The organism is Streptococcus sp. W151 (genome assembly GCF_053010205.1).
On sequence record NZ_JBRKNT010000003.1, the window covers coordinates 167,985 to 188,866 of the forward strand.

Consider the following 20,882-nt stretch of genomic DNA (forward strand, 5'->3'; position numbering starts at 1 on the left):
TCTTCTGATATGATAGTGTCAATTAGAATTTTTGGAGGACACAACATGTCAACTACAATTATCGGTTTCCCTCGTTTGGGTGAATTCCGTGAATTAAAATTTACAACTGAAAAATACTTTAGAAAAGAAATCTCAGCAGACGAGCTCTTGGCAGCCGCCAAAGACTTGCGTGCAAAACACTGGAACATTGTCAAAGAGCAAGGCATCTCAGAGATTCCTTCAAATGACTTCTCACACTACGACAATTTCCTTGATGCAGCCTTCCTTTTCAACGTTGTGCCTGCATCTGTTCAAAACTTGGATTTGACAGATCTTGAACAATACTTTGCTTTGGCGCGTGGTTACCAAGGTGAAAAAGGGGATGTGCGTGCCCTTCCAATGAAAAAATGGTTCAACACGAACTACCATTACATCGTTCCTAAATTTGAAAAAACAACAGAAGTGAAATTGGCTGGTCACAAGATTTTTGATGAGTACCAAGAAGCTAAAGAATTGGGGATCAACACTCGTCCAGTAGTCGTTGGACCATTCACATTCCTTCAATTATCTGACTTTGAAGATGGTGTGAAAGCGGAAGACTTCGTCGACAGCCTGGCTGCTGCTTACCAAGAAGTCTTTGCAAAATTGGCAGAGCTTGGTGCGACTCGTATCCAACTCGATGAGCCAGCTCTTGTCAAAGATTTGTCAGCTGAAGAAAAAGCTCTCTTCTTGAACCTCTACAACAAACTCTTGGCGGACAAGAAAGGCCTTGAAGTCTTGATTCAAACCTACTTTGGTGATGTTCGTGATGTCTACAATGACCTTGTGAACTTGCCAGTAGATGGTATTGGTCTTGACTTTGTTGAAGGAAAGAAAACACTTGAATTGGTGAAAGGTGGCTTCCCAGCTGATAAGACCCTTTATGCTGGTATTGTGAATGGGAAAAACATCTGGCGCAACAACTATGAAAAGAGCTTAGAAATCTTGGATCAAGTTCCAGCTGAAAAGGTTGTCTTGACTACTTCTTGCTCCCTTCTTCATGTGCCATTTACAACGGCTAATGAAGATTTTGAACCAGCTATTTTGGATCACTTCGCCTTTGCGGTTGAAAAATTGGGTGAATTGCGTGACTTGGATGCCATCCGCAATGGTCAAGGTGCAGAAGCCCTTGCTGCCAACAAAGAACTCTTCGCAACCGAACGTGTCGGAGCAAATGCTGAACTTCATGCTCGTATCGCAGCCTTGACAGAAGCAGACTATACTCGTTTGCCAGTTTTCGCAGAACGCGAAGAAATCCAAAAAGAAGCCTTCAAACTTCCAGCGCTTCCAACAACTACCATTGGTTCATTCCCTCAAACTAAGGAAGTACGTGCTAAACGTTTGGCCTTCCGTAAAGGTGAATTGACACAAGAAGAATACGATGCCTTCCTTGCTGAAACAATTGATGAATGGATCAAATGGCAAGAAGAAGTTGGATTTGACGTGCTGGTACACGGTGAGTTTGAACGGAACGACATGGTTGAGTACTTCGGTCAAAACTTGTCAGGTTACCTCTTCTCTAAAAACGGTTGGGTACAATCATACGGTATGCGTGGGGTGAAACCACCAATCATCTGGGGTGATGTCACTCGTCTCAACCCAATCACTGTGAAATGGTCTAGCTACGCACAAAGTCGTACGGATAAACCTGTTAAAGGGATGTTGACTGGACCTGTTACCATCCTTAACTGGTCATTCCCACGTGAAGATATCTCTATCAAGGATTCTACTCTTCAAATCGCTCTTGCCATTAAGGATGAAGTTCTTGACCTTGAAGCTGCAGGCGTGAAAATTATCCAAATCGACGAGGCTGCTCTTCGTGAAAAATTGCCACTCCGTCGTAGCGACTGGTACGAAGACTATCTTGATTGGGCGATTCCAGCCTTCCGCTTGGTACACTCAACTGTAGCGCCAGATACACAAATCCACACACACATGTGTTACTCAGAATTTACAGATATCATCCCAGCTATCGACAACTTGGATGCGGACGTTATCTCATTTGAAGCTAGCCGTTCAAACCTTGAAATCTTGGATGAGTTGAAAGCAAAAAACTTCCAAACAGAAGTTGGACCTGGGGTATACGATATTCACTCACCACGTGTCCCACAAGACGGTGAAATTGATCACACTATCGAAGCGATCTTGGCGAAAGTACCAAGTGGCAAAGTTTGGATCAACCCTGACTGTGGTTTGAAGACTCGCGGAATTAAAGAAACAAAAGAAAGCTTGATCAAACTAGTTAATGCTGCTAAAGAAGCGCGTGAACACTTGTAAGAAAATGTTTCGAGGACCTTCTATCATCGTGTAGAGGGTTTTCGAATCATCCCTTATTCTAGAAACAGTGGCTCAGAGTTCTTGATCAACGAAACAAAAGAAAAGGATAGAATATGTCACAACACACACCGTCTCTGTCATTTGAAGTTTTTCCTCCAAATCCTGAAGTAGGCAATGCCAAACTCTTACGTGCTTTGGAAAATATGCAGGAGCTAGCCCCTCACTTCATTAGTGTGACCGCTAGCAATAATAAATACAATATCAAAGAGACGACGGTTGCTTTAGCCAATTACATTCAAAATGAATTGTCTATTCCGACAATTGCTCACTTGCCAGCAGTTTATTTGACCAAGGAAAAAGTGGCTGATACTCTTCATGAGTTAGATGAAGTCGGGGTACATCGGATCTTGGCTCTGCGTGGGGATATTATCCCTGGTGTGGAACCTTTAAAAGACTTTCGTTATGCAACGGACTTGATTGAATTTATTAAAACAGAAGCTCCTCACTTTGATGTGATTGGTGCTTGTTACCCAGAAGGTCACCCAGATTCTCCAAATCAAATTTCAGATATTCAAAATCTGAAAAAGAAGGTAGATGCAGGATGCTCTAGCTTGGTCACTCAACTTTTCTTTGACAATGAGCGTTTCTATGATTTTCAAGATAAGTGTACTTTAGCTGGGATCAATGTTCCTATTCATGCAGGAGTGATGCCGATTCTCAATCGCAATCAGGCTCTTCGCTTGTTGAAGACTTGTGAAAATGTCCATATCCCACGGAAATTTAAAGCCATCCTTGATAAGTATGAGCATGATCCAGAGTCTCTTCGCGCAGCCGGCTTGGCTTATGCAGTCGATCAAATCGTTGATTTGGTTACTCAAGATGTGGCAGGTGTCCACCTCTATACCATGAACAATGAAGATGTCGCTTACCACGTCTACCAAGCAACAAAGGCTTTATTTGCTCATCAACCGAATTTTGAAGTGAATTGATCAACACTTTTAGTAGGAATTGTAGAGATTGAGAAAGATTTTTCTCAGTCTCTTTTTTCTTGGGCCAATCGCTTGCTAAAAGACAACTTTTTTTTTATAGTATTAATATGAAGATTTTGGAGGCGTTTGCAATGAAGAGAGAACTCACCTTGAAGTTATTTGGACCCCCTAAGGTTGTATTTAATCAGAAAGATATTCGTTTTTCCTTCTCGAAGATGGAGGCTTTATTCTATTACTTGGCTGTAATGGGTGAGGTCAATCGTGACGAAATAGCCGGTATTCTTTGGGGAGATAAAGAAAACCAAGTAGCTCGGAAAAATTTACGGAATACCGTTTATCAAGCCAACAAAATCTTTGAAGGAGATGTGATCGTCTCTCCGACGAGGAGCAGTTTGGCTCTGAATCCTGATTTGAGCCTTTCTTTGGATGTACAGCTCTTTGAAAGGAATCCAATCAGTCATTTAGATCTCTATCAGGGGGACTTCCTAGAAGGATTTTATGTCAAGGACGATGAAGATTTTGATCAGTGGGCTTCTCGCAAACGGGATGCTTATAGGAAGCTCTACGTCGAAAGCTGCTATCAAAAGATTAAAAAGGTCGGTTTCGGAGATCCTAGTATAGAACTCTTGCTCCATCATTTGGTAGAGCTGGATGAATTTGAAGAGAAAAACTACCAGCTCTTGATGGAGTATTATAGTTTCCATCACCAGCTAGGAAAATTTTTCGAGACCTATTATAAACTTGTTGATTTATTGGATCGCGAGCTCAGTGTGCGTCCCAGTCGAGCGATTGAGGAACTTTATCACTCAGTTTTGAAAGCCAAACGAACTCATAAACTGACGAATCGCTTGAATATCCGTGAACTTTCCTTTTTTGGCCGCAAACAAGAACTCTCACAACTCGAGGAATACCTTTCCTTAGTCGAGACGGGTGAAGCAGTAGGTCCTTTTCTCGTGATGGGGCAATCTGGGACAGGTAAGAAACGTCTGTTACGACAGTTGGTCTTGATGACCAATCGCAGTTTTAACTTTATCAAGGTTGAAGGAAAAGCCACTAGTCAACGCTTCGAAGGAAGTATTTGGAATGATCTCAAACAAGCTCTAGAGAAACTGGGAGATGAGATGGGGATTCCATTTCTGGAAGGGGAGGATGATCTCATTTCAGTGTGGAATCAGCTTCAAGGCCTTAGCAAAGAAAAACCGCTCCTGATTCTTCTTGAAAATGCCCAGTGGATCGATGTAGTGTCTCTAGAAAAAGTGAAACAACTAGAAGAGCGAAGAAATCAGGAGAAATGGCAACTAATTTTTACAGCGGAAGAGCCCCTACCAGATTTCTTCGTCAACTTCTTGGGGGGCTTGAAGGTAGAGAAACGCTTGTCTCAACTAGAGTTGACCAATTTTGAACCAAGTGAAAGTCGTGCTCTCTTGAAAGGGGAACTGGGAGCTATAGAGCCGGCCGTGATAGAGCAGATGGTCGAATGGAGTGAGGGCAGTCCGTTCTTCCTGTCCAGCTATATCGAAGAGTGGAAAGAAAATGAAAATTTAGAGCCCTTGCCGGATATCATCCAAGCTTATCTTTCTCAGGAACTTGGAGATATGAGCAGTGAGGAAGAGGCCCTTCTTCACTACTTATCTTGTTTTCATAAGCCAATCTCCCTGTCTATCTTGGCGGAATTAACGGCTACAGAGCTTCCTGTTTTGACAGAATTAGTTGAGCCATTATCTGAAAGAGCGATCGTCTCAATCGTAGAAGAAGGGGAGGATCTCTTGGTTCAATTTTGCAAGCAATTGGTAGCCATGTACTTTTACCATCTCCTCTCGCCAGCTAGACGGCGCCTCTTCCACCAACAAATTGCGCAGAAATTGGAAGAAACCTTAGAAGATTCAACGGACCTTCTCTTTTATAAGGAAATTGCCTACCAATACAAACAATCGCAAAATCCCTTGCGCTCCTTATCGTTTGAGTTGACCTACTTAGAAGAAATCCTTCAGCTGGAGCATGAACTGTTTCCGATTTATTCCAAGGCAGATGAGGGGCTCCTATCAGATGGTACAAATAGCCACTTGGACATTTTGGGAGAGCTATCCCGCTTACGCCAAGAATTAGATAACCTATTTTCAAGGCACCAAAGAGATAGAGAATACAAGTATTTGCAACTGCGTTACTTGTACCTAGAAGGTCGCTATTTTATTCGAAGTGGGGAGTATCAAAAGGGGATTCATGATATCCAAAAAGTCATCTCCTATGCGCGGGAACTCAAACAGTCAGACTTCCTCTTAGAGGGTTATCGGCAAATCATTTATTATTGCATTCAAACAGAAAACATTTCTGAGATGGCCTATTATACAGATTTGGCTCTGGAAGATGCCATCCAAGCCAACAATCATGAGGTCATCGCGATCCAGTTGCGCTTGAAAGGCTTGTATCATCTGATGGTTGGGGATGAGGAGCAGGCGACCCGGCATCTGTATCGCTCCATTGATTGCTTTAGTTTGACCAATAGTATGCAGACCAAGTATGCCATTCAAATTGCGGCTTCTTTGGCCTACCTCGCTGAAATAGAGCAAATTAGGGGCCATTTCCAAGTAGCCGTCACCCACTTAGAAGAGGTCTTGCGTTTGGTGGGAGATCAAGCGGTTGATTCTGTCCGTGTCGTATTTGATATTGATCTGGGCATCGCCTATTATTGGAAGGGAGATTTGGTTCAAGCACGCCTCTGTTTTGACAGAGCCCAGAAGATTTTATCCAGTGTTCGTTTCCCTTGGAAGGAAGAATTGCTCGAATTTTATCAATCCTTAATCGCTTGCCAGCAAGGAGATCAAGAGAAGGTTGCGGCTTATCTGGCTCGAAAAGAAAGGACGATGAATCCATCTGCTAATTCACGGGATAAGGGGATGGTTCATTATCTATTAGCTTTCTTATCTAATCAAAAGGAGAAGGGAGAAGAGCTCGATCCTGCCCTGAGTACCTTCTTGAAAGAAGAGAAGAATTACTATAAGAAAGTGGCAGAGCAACACTTGAATCCCTACAGAGATCGTCAGTTTCTTAAGAAATTAAAAGACATGTAGTGTCTCTTGCCTAAATCATAAGAAAAGACTAAGTGGCCAGGCCTCCTTTCGGATCTTTGTCGGAAAGGCTACTGCGTCTGATAATGAAGAAAAAGCATAGAAATACCCTAGCAATGAGTGTTTCTATGCTTTTTTCGTGACTCGAAATGTTCTTAGTTCAGTTTTTGTTGCGCCAATATTTGGGTTAAGTAAAAGATAAAGGTCGCAGCAAGATTTGAAGTGTGGTTGTCAATGTCATGAGGAGGAGAAACTTCTACGACATCAAATCCGATTAGCTTACCACTAGCGGCAATGTGTTGGAGAAGCATGAGGGCTAGTTTGGGGTCGACTCCAAGTGATTGGATGGCACTAACACCAGGGGCAGAACCGACCGCAAAGCAATCCATATCAATAGAAAGATAGACCGCGGTTTGGTTTTCTAAAAATTGATCGATTCGATCCAGAATGGCTTGGTGACTCATCTGGAAGAGATCTTGGCCAGTTAAGAAATCAATGCTTGGTGTTTTAGCGACATAATTAAAGAGGAAGAGGTTGTTATTGTGCTCTTGGATCCCAAGGATGAGGTAAGGGAAGTCCTGACCTTTTTCTTTGGCGTGATCAGCCATTTGACGAAAACCCGTTCCAGAATTGGGCCCGGTTTGGTCGTAAGGACGCAGATCAAAGTGGGCATCCAGATTGATCACAGCCAGTTGTTCATCCTTTTTTAAGCTCGATTGGATCCCTAGGTAGTGGCCGTAAGCAGTTCCGTGACCGCCTCCTAGGACGATGGGTTGGATTCCTAATTGGTACATGCGCTGGATCGCTTGTGAGAGACTTTCTTGGAGTTCTTCTAGCGAATGGTTGGGCCCGTCGATATTTCCCACATCATACACTGTTACATTGGTTCCCCAGTGCCATGGAAGTTTGGCGATTTGAGAACGGATGGCTGTAGGACCTTCGACCGCTCCTACGCGCCCATTGTTGATATAGACTCCTTTGTCGCTCTTAAAGCCGATGATCCCAAAGGTCATCCCCTCAAATGGAGTGAGGGTCTCATCGTTTAGGTCTAAAAATTTGGTGACCATTCCCCATTTGGCAGTGTAGGGATTGTCCTCGATGCTACCTTGGTAGTAGCTATAGGTCATTGGATAGTAGTTTGTGAGCAAGCCTGTCGCCTCCCTTATTTTTCTGAAAGCATGCAGAGGCTGAGAAGATCGCCAGCCTCTGTTTTGCTTTATCCTTACTGAATCAGTATTGAATGCTTAAGTCAACTGCTTTTTCGATGGTTGCTAAGAATTCTTCGCTTTCGACAACAGCAGATGCTTTATTGAGTTCTTCAAAGATTTCGATATCTTTGTCAAATTCAATGAAGTTCAGTTTTTGGCGAATCAGCTCATAAGCTGGTTTTGTACCTTTACCAAGTTCATGATTCTCTGGCTTGAGATCCAAGGCTTGGCAAGCTGCCATGATTTCAGTAGCAACGATGCGACGGGAGTTCTTAAGAATTTCTGCTGCTTTACGAGCTGCAGTCGTCCCCATGCTGACGAAATCTTCTTGGTTTTCACAAGAAGGAATAGAATCGACGCTAGCTGGGTGAGACAAGATTTTGTTTTCAGATGCAAGGGATGCACACGCATACTGCGTAATCATGAAGCCTGAGTTGAGTCCAGGGTGTTTAACCAAGAAGGATGGCAATTTGCTGAGTTGGCTGTTGACCAAGCGTTCTACCCGACGTTCAGATACGTTTCCGATTTCAGAAAGGGCGATCCCTAGGAAGTCAAATGGTTGTGCCATTGGTTCACCGTGGAAGTTCCCGCCGGAGATGACGTGGCCTTCTTTGGTAATGATTGGGTTATCTGTGACAGAGTTGATTTCGATTTCAACTTTTTCTTTTACGTAAGCGATCGAGTCCTTGCTGGCTCCGTGGATTTGAGGGATACAGCGGAGTGTGTAAGGATCTTGGACCCGTTGTTGGGTTGCAACGGTTGTGTTCTTGCTTCCTTCAAGGAGGTTACGGATATTGCGAGCAGTTGCCAATTGTCCACTTTGAGGACGGATAGTATGGAGATCTTCTTCGAATGGACTGGTAATCCCATTGTGGACTTCCATTGAGAGAGCACCGGCAATGTCAGACAGTTTGAGCAGTTGGATACCGTCGTAGGTTGCAAGAGCTCCGATACCGGTTAGAACGGTTGTACCATTGATCAAGGCAAGCCCTTCTTTGGCAGCCAATTGGATCTTTTCAATACCAGCTTGGTCGAGAGCTTCTTGGCCGCTTAAGAGTTGACCCTTGTAGTAGGCCTGTCCAAGTCCCAACATTGGTAAAACCATGTGAGATAGAGGAGCGAGGTCTCCAGAAGCTCCGAGAGAGCCTTTTTCAGGAATATAAGGAGTGACTCCTTTGTTGAGCAATTCTAACAGTTTTTCAACGGTTGACAGACGAATGCCAGAATAGCCTTTCAAGAGAGAGTTGATACGGATTAGCATGATGGCACGAACGGCATCTTCTGGAAGTGGATCACCGAAACCAGATGAATGAGTTCGGATCAAGTTTTCTTGCAGTTGAACAGTATCTTCTGGAGAGATGCTGACATTACAGAGGGAACCAAAGCCAGTGGTCACACCATAGACAACTCGTTTTTCACGGACGATATCATCGACAATTTTACGGGATGCGACGACAGCTTCTTTTGCTTGTTCGTCAAGCTCACATTGGGCACCATGGCGAGCGACAGCGATGACGTCTTCGAGTGTTAAGCTATTGCCGTCTAAATGAATCAATTGAGTCATATAAAACCTCCGATTATGAATAATTGTTCTGTGGAAGTAGATGTGTTTACTTCAGTTTGGATACCAAACATGAGCCCATTGTCTATTTATCTTAGGATAATTGAAAGCAGTCTTAGAGAAAAGGGCTCAGGTTTGATATTCGTGAAAGCATAGATGGGCTAGGGAGCAAAACCGAGCTTCGCTCCCGACTACGTTCCCATCTAGTGTATTAAGAAAACGAGTGAAGAATGCTTTATGATTTACCTAGTTTATCGCCGTGGAAAACAAAGTAAAGTCCACTTGCAATCGCGAGACCAATGGCCCCCCAAACAAAGTTCATTAGATTGTCCCCTGCGATCATCAAGATACTGATCACAACAGCTAGAACAGGGATAACAGGACCAAATGGCACTCGGAAGGTAACCTTTTTGTCTGGGTACATTTTTCTGAGTTTGATGGCTGCCAAAGCAGTTGGAATGTATTGGAAGAAACGGAAGACAACACTAAAGGTTGCTAATGATTCGAAAGAGCCAGATAACAAGAGTAAGAAAGCGAAGATAGCAGAAATGATAATGGCAATGACAGGAGCATTCTTAGAGTTTGTTTTTCCAAGACCCTCTGGCAAGAGTTTTTCAGTTGCTAATGCGGCACCAAAACGAGGGACCATGATGGATTCACCAATGTTTAGACCGGCAATTGAAATGAGGGCTCCGTAAGAAACGAGTGGAGCTCCGATAGGGCCAATCATTTCGACAAATGCGTCTTGTACCGGTGCACCGGTTTGCATAATGCGACCACCAAGCATAGCGATTGTTCCAGCGATGATCAACATGTAGAGAACAGATACAATACTGATAGAACCTAGAATAGCGCGGGGAACGTTCTTTTCAGGGTTACGCATTTCCCCTGCAACGATAGACATGGTTTCAAATCCGATGAAACCGTAGAAGATGTAGACGGCTGTACTAGAAATAGAACTGAAGAGACTTGTTCCACTTTCCAATTGAAGGAAAGGTGTGAAGTTGCCCTTGCTTACCCCGCCAGAAATGAAGAAGATGGCAAAGAGCGAGAAGAGGACAATGGGGATTAATTTTGCAACAGTAGCTGTCAGAGTGAACATCTTAGAGGTTTTCAGACCGGCGATGTTCATCAGACTCAAGAGAATCAGCATACCGATACTGATCGGAAGGTTGTAGCCTTCAAATGCTGGGAAGGTAATGATGAAGATCTTAGCAAAGCCGGCTAACATGGCAGCCCAGGCAATAACAGTAACGGCCCAACCGAGAATCCCAACGTTAAAGCCAACGAAGTCTCCGAAAGCGGCTTTTGAGTATTGCATGGCTCCACCGTTTTTATCGAAGTAGCCAGCCGTTTCAGCCAGACAGGCTGATAGTAGCATGACGAGAATGGCTACTCCGAACATGACAGCTAGAGAAGCTGGCCCGAGGCCAGAATATATTTTTTGAGGGAGAAGGAAGATACCAGATCCGATTACGGCGTTGATACCGTATAGAGTGGCACCACTAAAGCTGAATTTCGCTTTTTCTTGTTCCTCAATCGACTGTTTATGTGCTCCGTTCATAATGTTTCTCCTTTGTGAACATTATTGTAGTCCAGTCCAGATAGCAATCGGTTGCTCCCCAGACTGATGGGGTAAAAACGTGATTGTCATCTCTTGAAGGGGAGATGGTTGTTCGATCACCAGGAGCTCGTGAGTTTGGAGGATTTGAGAATGATTCGTTCCCCATTTTAGTGTTAGCGGACAGAGAGCATAGATCAATTGATAGCGACTCTGACTTTTGACACTTTCATTTGGGGATATAGCACTCATATGCCCCTGATAAGAAGGTTTGTAGATCAAATTAAAGTCTTGACAAGTCCCTTGGCTAGATACAGGATCTCCCCCATCAAAGAAGTAGCTTTGAAAGGGGTTCAAAACCACTTCTTTCTGTTGATGGTTGAGTCGAATGGAGGCATTCAAGGGCATCAAGATTCGGTGGTAGCCAGTGAGATCGGTAAAGTAACTTTTTTCAACCTCTACCGTTGCAGTGGAGAGGCGGAAGTCAAAAGTCCGATCTGGATAACTTCCTCCCTCTGGGGAGAGAAAGAGTTGGGTGGTTTGGCCACCGGACCAGGTAGAAATTTGATAATCTGCGGGAGTAAGATGAAGGATAGTCACCATAGGACGCCTTCTTTCTTAAAAGAGACCAGTGATATTGCCGTGGGCATCGATATCAATCTTTTCACTGGCAGGTACTTTTGGTAGGCCAGGCATGGTCATGATGGTACCCGTAAGAGCTACAATGAAGCCAGCTCCGGCAGCTACCTTGAGATTGCTGATGTTAACAGTAAAATCTTTTGGTGCTCCCATTTTCTTCGCATCATCTGAGAAGGAATATTGCGTTTTGGCCATACAGATTGGGTAGTTTGAGAAGCCAAGAGCTTCCAATTCTTTCAGTTCGCGTTTGGCTGCTGGTGTTAAGCTAATTCCTTTACCACCATAGACTTTTGTAACAATCTTGGTCAATTTCGTTTCAATGCTGTCTTCTTGGTCATAGACATAAGAGAAGTGGTTTTCTTCTTGAGCTAGTTGAATGACTTTTTCAGCTAGATCGCGTCCACCAGCGCCACCATGTGCCCAGACATCTGAAATAACCACATCTACATGGCGTTTCTTACAAGATTCATAGACAGCTTCTAGCTCTGCCTCTGTATCCAGTGGGAATTTGTTAATGGCGACGACAACAGGTAGGCCATAGACTTCTTGGATGTTGGCCAAGTGTTTGTCTAGGTTTGGCAGACCATCGATAACGGCTTGGACATTTTCAGTAGCCAAGTCCGCTTTGGCAACTCCACCATGCATCTTGAGAGCACGGATGGTTGCGACGAGGACTACGGCAGAAGGTTTGAGTCCGGCAATGCGGCACTTGATGTCAATGAATTTTTCAGCGCCTAAGTCTGCTCCAAAACCAGCTTCTGTCACAACATAGTCTGCATATTTGAGAGCTAGTTTAGTAGCCAGCACACTGTTACAGCCATGAGCGATATTGGCAAATGGTCCACCGTGGATGATAGCAGGAGTATGTTCTAAGGTTTGTACCAAGTTTGGATGGATGGCATCTTTGAGGATGGCTGCCATAGCACCTCCAGCCTTGAGGTCTTTAGCTGTGACTGGTTGTCCTTGGTAGTTGTACCCAATAATGATGCGATCGAGGCGTTCTTTGAGGTCAAGGCTATTTTCTGAGAGACAGAGAATAGCCATGATTTCAGAAGCCACTGTGATGTCAAAGCCATCTTCACGAGGAACCCCGTTTGTTTTTCCTTGAAGGCCATCGACAATATGGCGAAGTTGACGGTCGTTCATGTCGACCACCCGTTTCCAGGTAATCCGACGAGAATCGATGCCCAACTCATTTCCATGGTGAATGTGGTTGTCAATCAAAGCTGCAAGCAGGTTATTGGCAATTCCAATGGCATGGAAGTCTCCGGTAAAGTGAAGGTTGATATCTTCCATTGGAACTACTTGGGCGTACCCACCACCGGCAGCTCCACCCTTGATCCCAAAGACAGGGCCAAGAGAAGGTTCGCGCAGGGCAATGACGGCTTTTTCACCAATAGCTGAGAGGGCATCGACTAATCCAACAGAGGTGGTTGTCTTTCCTTCTCCAGCAGGTGTCGGAGAGATGGCTGTCACGAGGATCAGCTTTCCATCTTCCTTATCTTTCAATTGTTCCAATTGGTTGCTATCAATTTTGGCCTTGTATTTTCCGTAGAGCGAAATGTCGTCTTCGGTCAATCCAAGTTCAGCAGCGATATCGGTGATGGGCTTCATTTGGACAGAATTGGCAATTTCAATATCCGATAAAACCATAGAATCCCTTCTTTCTTTTTGTTTGTTAGGTTTATGATAGACTTTCTAAAATGGTTTGGTAAATGTTGTCTGCAAGATCAGAGCCTGTTTGGAGGAGTTCGAGACCCTTGCCGTGGTATTCTTGGACAAAGTCTTGGTCCTTGATTCCTGAAATGTTGATCAGGACGTTGAGCCAAGCCCCTTGAAGGCCAGCTTTAAGGTTGAGAGCAGCCACCCCTAGGTCACTCGCCGCATTGGTGTTGGACTTGCCAACAGCTTCTTTGGTGGTTTCAAGCGCCTCAACGATGAGCTCCATCATAGAGAAAGGAGATTCAGTTGCCTGTTTCAAGGCTTGTTGCATGGCTTCACGACGAGCGGCTTTCTCTTCTTCCGTTTCTTTTGGAAGATCAAAGACAGCTGATACGACATTGAAAGCTTCTGTATCTTTGTCGATGGCTTCTAGTAACTGGTCTTGGAGATGAGCACTTTTTTCGTGAATCCCTTTGATGTGGTCTTCAAATTCTGCGTATTTTTTCTTTCCAATGGTCAGTTCACAGACCATTTTTGTAAGGGAAATCCCATTTGCAGAGGATAGGGCAGCGGCAGAACCACCACCTGGAGCTGGAGCATCCGAACCAAGGACCTTGGCAAACTCTGTAATACTTAAGTCAACTAGTTTCATAGATCCCCTTTCTAACCCAACAAGTGATTTTCCAAGACTTGTTTGTTGTAGTCAAAGTCTTCTAATTGCAAGTAGTATTCAGCTGAGTCGATCAAAGCCTTAGCAGGAGCAAGTCCGATGAGTTCTGTTCCGATGATTCGAACCCCGTAGCGTTGTGCTTCGAAACGAACGGTTTCAACGACACGATACAATGGGAATTGTTCCAAGTTGACCATGTTGATAGAGACTTGGGCGATGTTACGATCTTCTAGCATGACACCGATCGCTTTACAGTATTTGTATCCACCGCTTGATCCACGAATGATTTTAGAAATTTTATTGGCAATATCTAGGTCGTCTGTGTCAAGGTTAATATTGAAAGCAACGAGTGGCATACGGACACCAACGGCTGTAACTCCTGCAGTTGGGTGAATCTTGCGTTCACCGTAGTCTGGCTTCCAGTCTTCTTCCAACAATTTTTCTGGCATTCCTTCAAATTGTCCTTTGCGCACTTTAGCCAAGTTTTTCCGTTTTGGACGAGTTGCGGCATCTTCGTAAAGGAAGATTGGAATACCTAATTCGCGATTGATGCGTTCGGCCACTTTATTAGCGATTTCAACGCATTCAGCTGTAGTGATATCTTTGACCGGAACGAATGGACAAACATCTGTTGCCCCCATCCGAGGGTGTTCGCCTTCGTGCTTGGTCATATCGATATTTTCAGCTGCATATTTCACCAATTGGAAAGCTACTTCTTGAATGCTTTCTTCATCCCCAACGAGTGTAAAGACGCAGCGGTTGTGACTGGCGTCAGATGAGTAGTCAAGTAAAGTAACACCTGGAATGCTCTTTGCAGTAGCTACTAATCCGTCGATCACAGCCTGATTGCGTCCTTCGGAAAAGTTCGGAATACACTCAACAATTTTTGCCATATAATTACCTCTTTTTATAGGAGAAGTGGGGAGGAGAAGTCTTTGTATTTTCCTCCCCTTTCTCAGTTTTTATTTTTTGATATTAAAACAATTTTTGAACAGCTTCTTTGACCAAATCTTCGTCTGCAAGATAAGGAATAGTGATGTGGTCTGTTCCTGCATGGAGACGGTTGTACTCGATCGCTGTTTCAATAGCATGGTTATTTCGTGCCCAGTTCCGACGAGCAACCCCGCCCATGGTATCCCATGAAATAGCAGATTTGATAATTTCGTCGATTCGGTGACTACCGTCTAGAACGAGACCGAATCCTCCGTTGATAGCTTTACCGATTCCAGTACCACCACCATTGTGGAGAGCAACAAGACTCATACCGCGAGCAGCGTTACCGGCGTAACATTGAACCGCCATATCACAAGTAACGTTTGATCCATCTTTGATGTTTGATGTTTCACGGAATGGAGCATCTGTACCAGATACGTCGTGGTGGTCACGTCCGATCATGACTGGTCCAATCTTGCCTTGGCGAATGAGTTCATTGAATTTCAAAGCAATGTTAACACGACCCATACAATCTTGGTAGAGGATACGAGCTTGGGTACCAACCACCAATTGGTTCTTCTCAGCATCGCGAATCCAGTTGTAGTTATCGCGGTCTTGGTAGCGACGAGTTGGATCGATCGCTTCCATCGCTGCGTGGTCAGTTGCAATCAAGTCTTCGTGTTTACCGCTGAGGCAGACCCAACGGAATGGACCATAACCATAGTCAAAGAGCATAGGTCCCATGATATCTTCTACATAAGATGGCCAAATGAAGCCGTCCTTGTCATCCAAACCATTCTTAGAAATTTCCTTGATGCCTGAGTCGTAAACAGATTTCATAAAGGCATTACCATAGTCGAAGAAGTAGGTGCCTTTAGCCGTCAAATCTTTAATCACTGCGAAGTGACGAGCCAAGGTTTCATCGACCAAACGATGGAAGGTTTCTTTGTCTTCTGCCAACAAACGTGTCCGTTCTTCAAAGCTGATACCAACTGGGCAATAGCCACCATCATAGACGTTGTGGCAAGAGGTTTGGTCAGACAAGAGATGAACGTGAACTTGGTGTTCATTGACATATTCGAGCAAGTCTACGATATTACCATGGTAGGCAATCGAAGTTGATTCACCAGCTTCCAGGGCTGCTTGAGCCAATTTCACAGCTTCTTCCGCACTGTCTGTCACTTGACTAATCCAGCCTTGAGAGTGGCGGGTTTCGATCCGAGAGCGGTCGACTTCAGCGACAATGGCAACCGCTTTTGCAATTTCAGCTGCTTTCCCTTGAGCACCGCTCATCCCTCCGAGACCAGATGAAATGAAGAGTTTACCGGTCAAGTCGCCATCATCAGCCACACCGAGTTTGAGACGACCAGCATTGAGAAGGGTGTTGAAGGTACCGTGAACGATCCCTTGAGGTCCGATGTACATCCAGCCACCAGCCGTCATTTGACCGTAGTTGGTTACTCCCATTTCTTCAGCGATTTCCCAGTCGTGCATATTGTCATACTCACCAATCAAGAGACCGTTAGTAATGACGACGCGAGGAGCTTCTGGTTTCGATTTAAAGAGGCCAAGAGGGTGACCAGATTCAACGACCAAGGTTTGGTCTTCTGTCATCACTTCCAAGTATTTCTTGATCAAGTTGTATTGCATCCAGTTGGCACAGACAGATCCTGTTTCTCCATAAGTGACCAATTCATAAGGATAAAGGGCAATTTCAAAGCTCAAGTTGTTGTCAATCATGACTTGCATAGCCTTAGCAGCAGTGCATTTTCCTTTGTACTCATCAATTGGTTTTCCATAGATGCGATCTTTTGGACGGAAGCGATAGCCATAGATCCGACCGCGAGTTTTCAGTTCTTCTAGAAATTCTGGGATCAACTCTTGGTGGAATTTTTTAGGGATGTAACGCAAAGCATTTTTAAGGGCAATTTCGGTCTGAGCCTGCGTTAAGCGGAAGCCTCTATCCGGTGCACGACGAATGCCTTCTTGAAAAGTCGCCTTTTCAGGTAGGACATCAAAGTCAAGTTTGACAGACATAGCAGCTGCAATTTCTTTCTCGTCTATAAATGACATAGCAGAACCCTCCTTATAGTTGGACTGTGAATTTGTATTTTCTTTATTGTATCCAAGAAACGTCAATAAAGAGTCAAAAAAAAATATAATTTTTAATAAAGCAAAAAAAAATGAGGGGAAAACTTTTTGACTTTTTTTTGACGCTTTTTCTGTAGAATTGTAAAATGAATAACGATGGAAATAGAAAGGAATGTTTCATATGTCAGCTGATATCCTATTAACCCACTTTAACCAATTGTTTTGTCCAAATGATCTGGGTCATCCTCTCTATGGTAAGGAGATGGCAGAGGCAAAAATTCTTTCAGATGCTTATATCGCCATTAAAGATGGAAAGATTCTTGCAGTTGGGACAGGGCAACCAGCCCCAGAACTGATCGATGACCATACGGAAGTAAAATCCTGTGAAGGAAAAGTTGCGACCCCTGGCCTGATTGATTGCCACACCCACTTAGTCTATGGAGGCAGTCGGGAGCATGAATTTGCTAAAAAATTAGCAGGTGTTTCTTACTTAGACATCCTCGCCCAAGGCGGAGGGATTCTAAGCACCGTTCGAGCGACACGGGAAGCTTCTTTTGACACCCTCTATGACAAGTCCAAACGACTGTTGGACTACATGTTGCGCCATGGGGTGACAACCGTTGAAGCGAAAAGCGGTTACGGTTTGGATTGGGAAACTGAAAAACGCCAGTTGGATGTTGTCGCTGCACTGGATCGGGATCATCAAATAGACTTGGTATCTACCTTTATGGCAGCCCATGCGATTCCTACAGAGTACAAGGGCCGTTCCCAAGAATATTTAGATCTCATTGTGGAACAAATGCTTCCAAAAGTGAAAGAAGGACAGTTAGCTGAGTTCTGTGATATCTTCTGTGAAAAAGGGGTCTTTACAGCAGATGAATCTCGCTATCTTCTTTCGAAAGCTAAGGAAATGGGCTTCAAGTTACGGATCCATGCGGATGAAATTGAGTCTATTGGAGGTGTTGACGTAGCGGCTGAATTGCAATCCACCAGCGCAGAACACCTGATGGTCATTACTGATGAGGGGATCGAAAAACTAGCCAGGGCAAAAGTTATCGGCAATCTGTTGCCGGCCACAACCTTTAGCCTCATGGAAGATACTTATGCACCGGCTCGTAAGATGTTGGATGCTGGCATGGCCATTACCCTAACAACGGACAGCAACCCAGGGTCTTGTCCAACAGCCAATCTTCAGTTTGCCATGCATCTGGGTTGCTTCATGATGCGCCTAACTCCAGTAGAAATTCTCAATGCAGTGACCATTAATGCAGCCTACTCAGTAGATCGTGACAAAACGATCGGTTCTTTCGATGCTGGCAAGCAGGCTGACATTACCATCTTTGATGCGCCAAATCTAGACTATCTCTTCTATTTCTTTGCGACAAATCTAGTGACAGATGTCTACAAGAAAGGCCAAAAAGTCATTTAAACTACTCCATTTCAGTCGAGACCTTGCTGGTTTGTAAAAATCAGCAAAGTCTTTTTTCTATCAGATCTCCACAGTAAATGGGAACGCTTTATTGGAGAATAAAAATTTGACCATCAAAGAATATTTTTCTTACTTTCTGATGTACAAAAATAGAAATTCTTGATAGAATAGAAGCAATATTGAATATTTTCTTCAATATCATCTGTTTGATCTTGAAAACAGAATGTTTAAATTATTCATCAAACGAACAGGTTGTTCAACAGACCTGTCTAGAAATTGTGAGGAGACAAGATGACTGTCGATTATAACAGCAAAGCTTACTTGGATAAAGTAGACGCTTGGTGGCGTGCAGCCAACTACATTTCAGCCGCTCAAATGTACTTAAAAGATAACCCATTGTTGAAGCGTGAAGTCGTTGAAAATGACTTGAAGGCTCACCCAATCGGGCACTGGGGAACTGTACCAGGGCAAAACTTTATCTATGCTCACTTGAACCGTACCATCAACAAATACGACTTGGATATGTTCTACATTGAAGGACCAGGTCACGGTGGACAAGTAATGGTATCTAATTCATACTTAGATGGTTCTTATACTGAATTAAATCCAAACATTCCACAAAATGAAGAAGGTTTCAAACACTTGTGTAAGATCTTCTCATTCCCAGGAGGAATCGCATCTCACGCAGCGCCTGAAACACCAGGATCTATCCATGAAGGGGGAGAACTTGGTTATGCCCTTTCTCACGCTGCAGGTGCTGTATTGGACAACCCAGATGTGATTGCTGCAACAGTGATCGGTGACGGTGAAGGAGAAACAGGTCCATTGATGGCAGGATGGTTGTCAAATACCTTCTTGAACCCAGTCAACGATGGTGCTGTTCTTCCAATCTTCTACCTCAACGGTGGAAAGATCCACAACCCAACGATCTTCGAACGCAAAACAGACGAAGAATTGGCCCTCTTCTTTGAAGGTCTTGGTTGGAAACCAATCTTTGCAAACGTAACCGCTATTTCTGATGACCACGAAGCTGCTCACGCTTTGTTTGCAGAGAAATTGGACGAAGCGATTGAAGAAATCAAGAAAGTGCAAGCAGAAGCTCGTAAAGGTTCTGCAGAAGAAGCAACTCAACCAGTATACCCTGTCTTGATTGCTCGTATCCCTAAAGGTTGGACTGGACCGAAAGCTTGGGAAGGAACACCAATCGAAGGTGGATTCCGTGCCCACCAAGTTCCAATTCCAGTAGATGCTCACCACATGGAGCATGTAGATGCCCTTCTTTCATGGTTGGAATCTTACCGTCCAGAAGAATTGTTTGATGAAAACGGGAAGTTGCTTCCTGAGATTGCGGAAATCGCACCAAAAGGTGATCGTCGCATGGCTATGAACCCAATCACAAACGCTGGTGTAATCAAGCCAATGAACACTGCTGATTGGAAGAAACATGCCTTCAAAATTGAAACACCAGGTGCCATCATGGCACAAGATATGATCGAGTTTGGTAAGTATGCAGCAGACCTTGTGGATGCGAACCCAGATAACTTCCGTATCTTCGGTCCAGATGAAACCAAATCAAACCGTCTTCAAGAAGTCTTCACACGTACAAGCCGTCAATGGTTGGGACGTATGAAACCGGATTATGATGAAGCTTTGAGCCCTGCTGGACGTGTGATTGACTCTCAATTGTCAGAACACCAAGCAGAAGGAATGCTCGAAGGGTATGTCTTGACAGGTCGTCATGGATTCTTCGCTTCTTACGAATCATTCCTTCGTGTCGTAGACTCTATGATCACTCAACACTTCAAATGGTTACGTAAGTCTAAGACTCACACGACATGGCGTAAAAACTACCCATCCTTGAACTTGATTGCGACTTCAACTGTCTTCCAACAAGACCACAATGGATACACTCACCAAGATCCAGGTATCTTGACTCACTTGGCTGAGAAAACTCCAGAATACATCCGTGAATACTTGCCAGCAGATACCAATAGCTTGCTTGCAGTGATGGACCAAGCCTTCAAGGCAGAAGATGTGATCAATTTGGTCGTTACTTCTAAACACCCACGTCCGCAATTCTACTCAGCAGAAGAAGCTGAAGAATTGGTTCGTGAAGGTTACAAAGTGATCGATTGGGCCTCAACTGTTTCAGCAGATGAAGAACCAGATCTTGTCATTGCAGCTGCAGGTACAGAGCCAAACTTAGAAGCTCTTGCAGCCATCACAATCTTGCACAAAGCCTTCCCAGAATTGAAGATCCGCTTTGTTAACGTTGTAGACATCTTGAAATTGCGTCACCCTTCAGTGGATGCGCGTGGACTTTCAGATGAAGAGTTCGACAAAGTCTTCACAACTGATAAACCAGTCATCTTTGCCTTCCACGGTTATGAAGGCATGATCCGTGACATCTTCTTCAACCGTCACAACCACAACTTGCGTGTGCATGGTTACCGTGAAAACGGAGATATCACAACACCATTCGATATGCGTGTCATGTCTGAATTGGATCGCTTCCACTTGGCACAAGATGCAGCTAATGCAGCTCTTGGAGAAGCAGCAAGTGAATTTGCAGCTCAAATGGATGAGACAGTAGCCTTCCACAACGCCTATATCCGCGAAAATGGAGACGATATTCCAGAAGTTCAAAACTGGAAATGGGAAAACGTAAATAAATAAGAAGAAGAGCCGGAGCAATCCGGCTTTTTAGATTTAAGACAAAGTCATATTAAAAACTTTCCTTAGGTGAGTACGGACGTCAGCGAACTTCTTCGAAGTTCCA

13 protein-coding genes are annotated in these 20,882 nt (G+C 44.2%); 5 read left to right on the plus strand and 8 right to left on the minus strand.

All coding sequences use genetic code 11. The features are described 5' to 3' along the window. Window positions 1–45: 45 nt before the first annotated feature. The 3 genes from metE to ACVC7Q_RS06960 all read left to right on the plus strand — a co-directional run bounded on the left by metE (window position 46) and on the right by ACVC7Q_RS06960 (window position 6,352). On the plus strand, window positions 46–2,295 hold the full coding sequence (gene metE, locus ACVC7Q_RS06950) for a 5-methyltetrahydropteroyltriglutamate--homocysteine S-methyltransferase (protein ID WP_447265338.1): 2,250 nt from the start codon (window positions 46–48) through the stop codon (window positions 2,293–2,295). 113 nt (window positions 2,296–2,408) lie between these two features. Further along, window positions 2,409–3,284, plus strand: coding sequence for a methylenetetrahydrofolate reductase [NAD(P)H] (gene metF, locus ACVC7Q_RS06955; protein WP_447265339.1), 876 nt, complete (start codon window positions 2,409–2,411; stop codon window positions 3,282–3,284). Window positions 3,285–3,415: 131 nt separating this feature from the next. After that, a complete protein-coding gene (locus tag ACVC7Q_RS06960) occupies window positions 3,416–6,352 on the plus strand; it encodes an AAA family ATPase (protein WP_447265340.1) in 2,937 nt (978 codons plus the stop codon). A 152-nt stretch (window positions 6,353–6,504) separates the two neighbouring features. Here the strand turns inward: ACVC7Q_RS06960 and hutG are convergent, their stop codons facing one another. The 8 genes from hutG to ACVC7Q_RS07000 form a co-directional block, all read right to left on the minus strand. Next, window positions 6,505–7,497 (minus strand): formimidoylglutamase, encoded by a 993-nt coding sequence (gene hutG, locus ACVC7Q_RS06965; RefSeq protein ID WP_003005508.1) that lies wholly within the window; start codon window positions 7,495–7,497, stop codon window positions 6,505–6,507. Window positions 7,498–7,579: 82 nt separating this feature from the next. Then, window positions 7,580–9,121 carry a histidine ammonia-lyase gene (gene hutH, locus ACVC7Q_RS06970; protein ID WP_447265341.1) on the minus strand — a complete coding sequence of 514 codons (1,542 nt, stop codon included), beginning with the start codon at window positions 9,119–9,121 and terminating at the stop codon, window positions 7,580–7,582. 232 nt (window positions 9,122–9,353) lie between these two features. Next, window positions 9,354–10,682, minus strand: a complete 1,329-nt coding sequence (locus tag ACVC7Q_RS06975) for an APC family permease (RefSeq protein WP_447265342.1) — start codon at window positions 10,680–10,682, stop codon at window positions 9,354–9,356. A gap of 21 nt (window positions 10,683–10,703) precedes the next feature. Further along, entirely contained in the window at window positions 10,704–11,282 is a 579-nt protein-coding gene (locus tag ACVC7Q_RS06980; RefSeq protein WP_447265343.1) for a HutD/Ves family protein, read from the minus strand. Window positions 11,283–11,297: 15 nt separating this feature from the next. Beyond that, the gene (locus ACVC7Q_RS06985; protein WP_447265344.1) at window positions 11,298–12,971 is read right to left on the minus strand and encodes a formate--tetrahydrofolate ligase; all 1,674 of its coding nucleotides are present in this window, start codon (window positions 12,969–12,971) and stop codon (window positions 11,298–11,300) included. A gap of 31 nt (window positions 12,972–13,002) precedes the next feature. Then, the gene (locus tag ACVC7Q_RS06990) at window positions 13,003–13,632 is read right to left on the minus strand and encodes a cyclodeaminase/cyclohydrolase family protein (protein ID WP_447265345.1); all 630 of its coding nucleotides are present in this window, start codon (window positions 13,630–13,632) and stop codon (window positions 13,003–13,005) included. An 11-nt stretch (window positions 13,633–13,643) separates the two neighbouring features. Further along, window positions 13,644–14,543 carry a glutamate formimidoyltransferase gene (ftcD, locus tag ACVC7Q_RS06995; RefSeq protein ID WP_447265346.1) on the minus strand — a complete coding sequence of 300 codons (900 nt, stop codon included), beginning with the start codon at window positions 14,541–14,543 and terminating at the stop codon, window positions 13,644–13,646. An 82-nt stretch (window positions 14,544–14,625) separates the two neighbouring features. After that, a complete protein-coding gene (locus tag ACVC7Q_RS07000; RefSeq protein ID WP_447265347.1) occupies window positions 14,626–16,656 on the minus strand; it encodes a urocanate hydratase in 2,031 nt (676 codons plus the stop codon). A 199-nt stretch (window positions 16,657–16,855) separates the two neighbouring features. Here ACVC7Q_RS07000 and hutI point away from each other — a divergent pair, with 199 nt between their 5' ends. Both hutI and ACVC7Q_RS07010 read left to right on the plus strand, forming a co-directional pair. Further along, window positions 16,856–18,103, plus strand: a complete 1,248-nt coding sequence (gene hutI, locus ACVC7Q_RS07005) for an imidazolonepropionase (RefSeq protein WP_447265348.1) — start codon at window positions 16,856–16,858, stop codon at window positions 18,101–18,103. A 291-nt stretch (window positions 18,104–18,394) separates the two neighbouring features. After that, window positions 18,395–20,779, plus strand: a complete 2,385-nt coding sequence (locus ACVC7Q_RS07010) for a phosphoketolase family protein (protein WP_447265349.1) — start codon at window positions 18,395–18,397, stop codon at window positions 20,777–20,779. Window positions 20,780–20,882 lie beyond the last annotated feature (103 nt).

What these genes read in the sequence shown, in the direction of transcription:
- metE (WP_447265338.1), top strand. Translation starts at nt 46, where the DNA reads ATGTCAACTACAATTATCGGTTTCCCTCGTTTGGGTGAATTCCGTGAA.
- metF (WP_447265339.1), top strand. Translation starts at nt 2,409, where the DNA reads ATGTCACAACACACACCGTCTCTGTCATTTGAAGTTTTTCCTCCAAAT.
- ACVC7Q_RS06960 (WP_447265340.1), top strand. Translation starts at nt 3,416, where the DNA reads ATGAAGAGAGAACTCACCTTGAAGTTATTTGGACCCCCTAAGGTTGTA.
- hutH (WP_447265341.1), bottom strand. Translation starts at nt 9,121, where the DNA reads ATGACTCAATTGATTCATTTAGACGGCAATAGCTTAACACTCGAAGAC.
- ACVC7Q_RS06975 (WP_447265342.1), bottom strand. Translation starts at nt 10,682, where the DNA reads ATGAACGGAGCACATAAACAGTCGATTGAGGAACAAGAAAAAGCGAAA.
- ACVC7Q_RS06980 (WP_447265343.1), bottom strand. Translation starts at nt 11,282, where the DNA reads ATGGTGACTATCCTTCATCTTACTCCCGCAGATTATCAAATTTCTACC.
- ACVC7Q_RS06985 (WP_447265344.1), bottom strand. Translation starts at nt 12,971, where the DNA reads ATGGTTTTATCGGATATTGAAATTGCCAATTCTGTCCAAATGAAGCCC.
- ACVC7Q_RS06990 (WP_447265345.1), bottom strand. Translation starts at nt 13,632, where the DNA reads ATGAAACTAGTTGACTTAAGTATTACAGAGTTTGCCAAGGTCCTTGGT.
- ftcD (WP_447265346.1), bottom strand. Translation starts at nt 14,543, where the DNA reads ATGGCAAAAATTGTTGAGTGTATTCCGAACTTTTCCGAAGGACGCAAT.
- ACVC7Q_RS07000 (WP_447265347.1), bottom strand. Translation starts at nt 16,656, where the DNA reads ATGTCATTTATAGACGAGAAAGAAATTGCAGCTGCTATGTCTGTCAAA.
- hutI (WP_447265348.1), top strand. Translation starts at nt 16,856, where the DNA reads ATGTCAGCTGATATCCTATTAACCCACTTTAACCAATTGTTTTGTCCA.
- ACVC7Q_RS07010 (WP_447265349.1), top strand. Translation starts at nt 18,395, where the DNA reads ATGACTGTCGATTATAACAGCAAAGCTTACTTGGATAAAGTAGACGCT.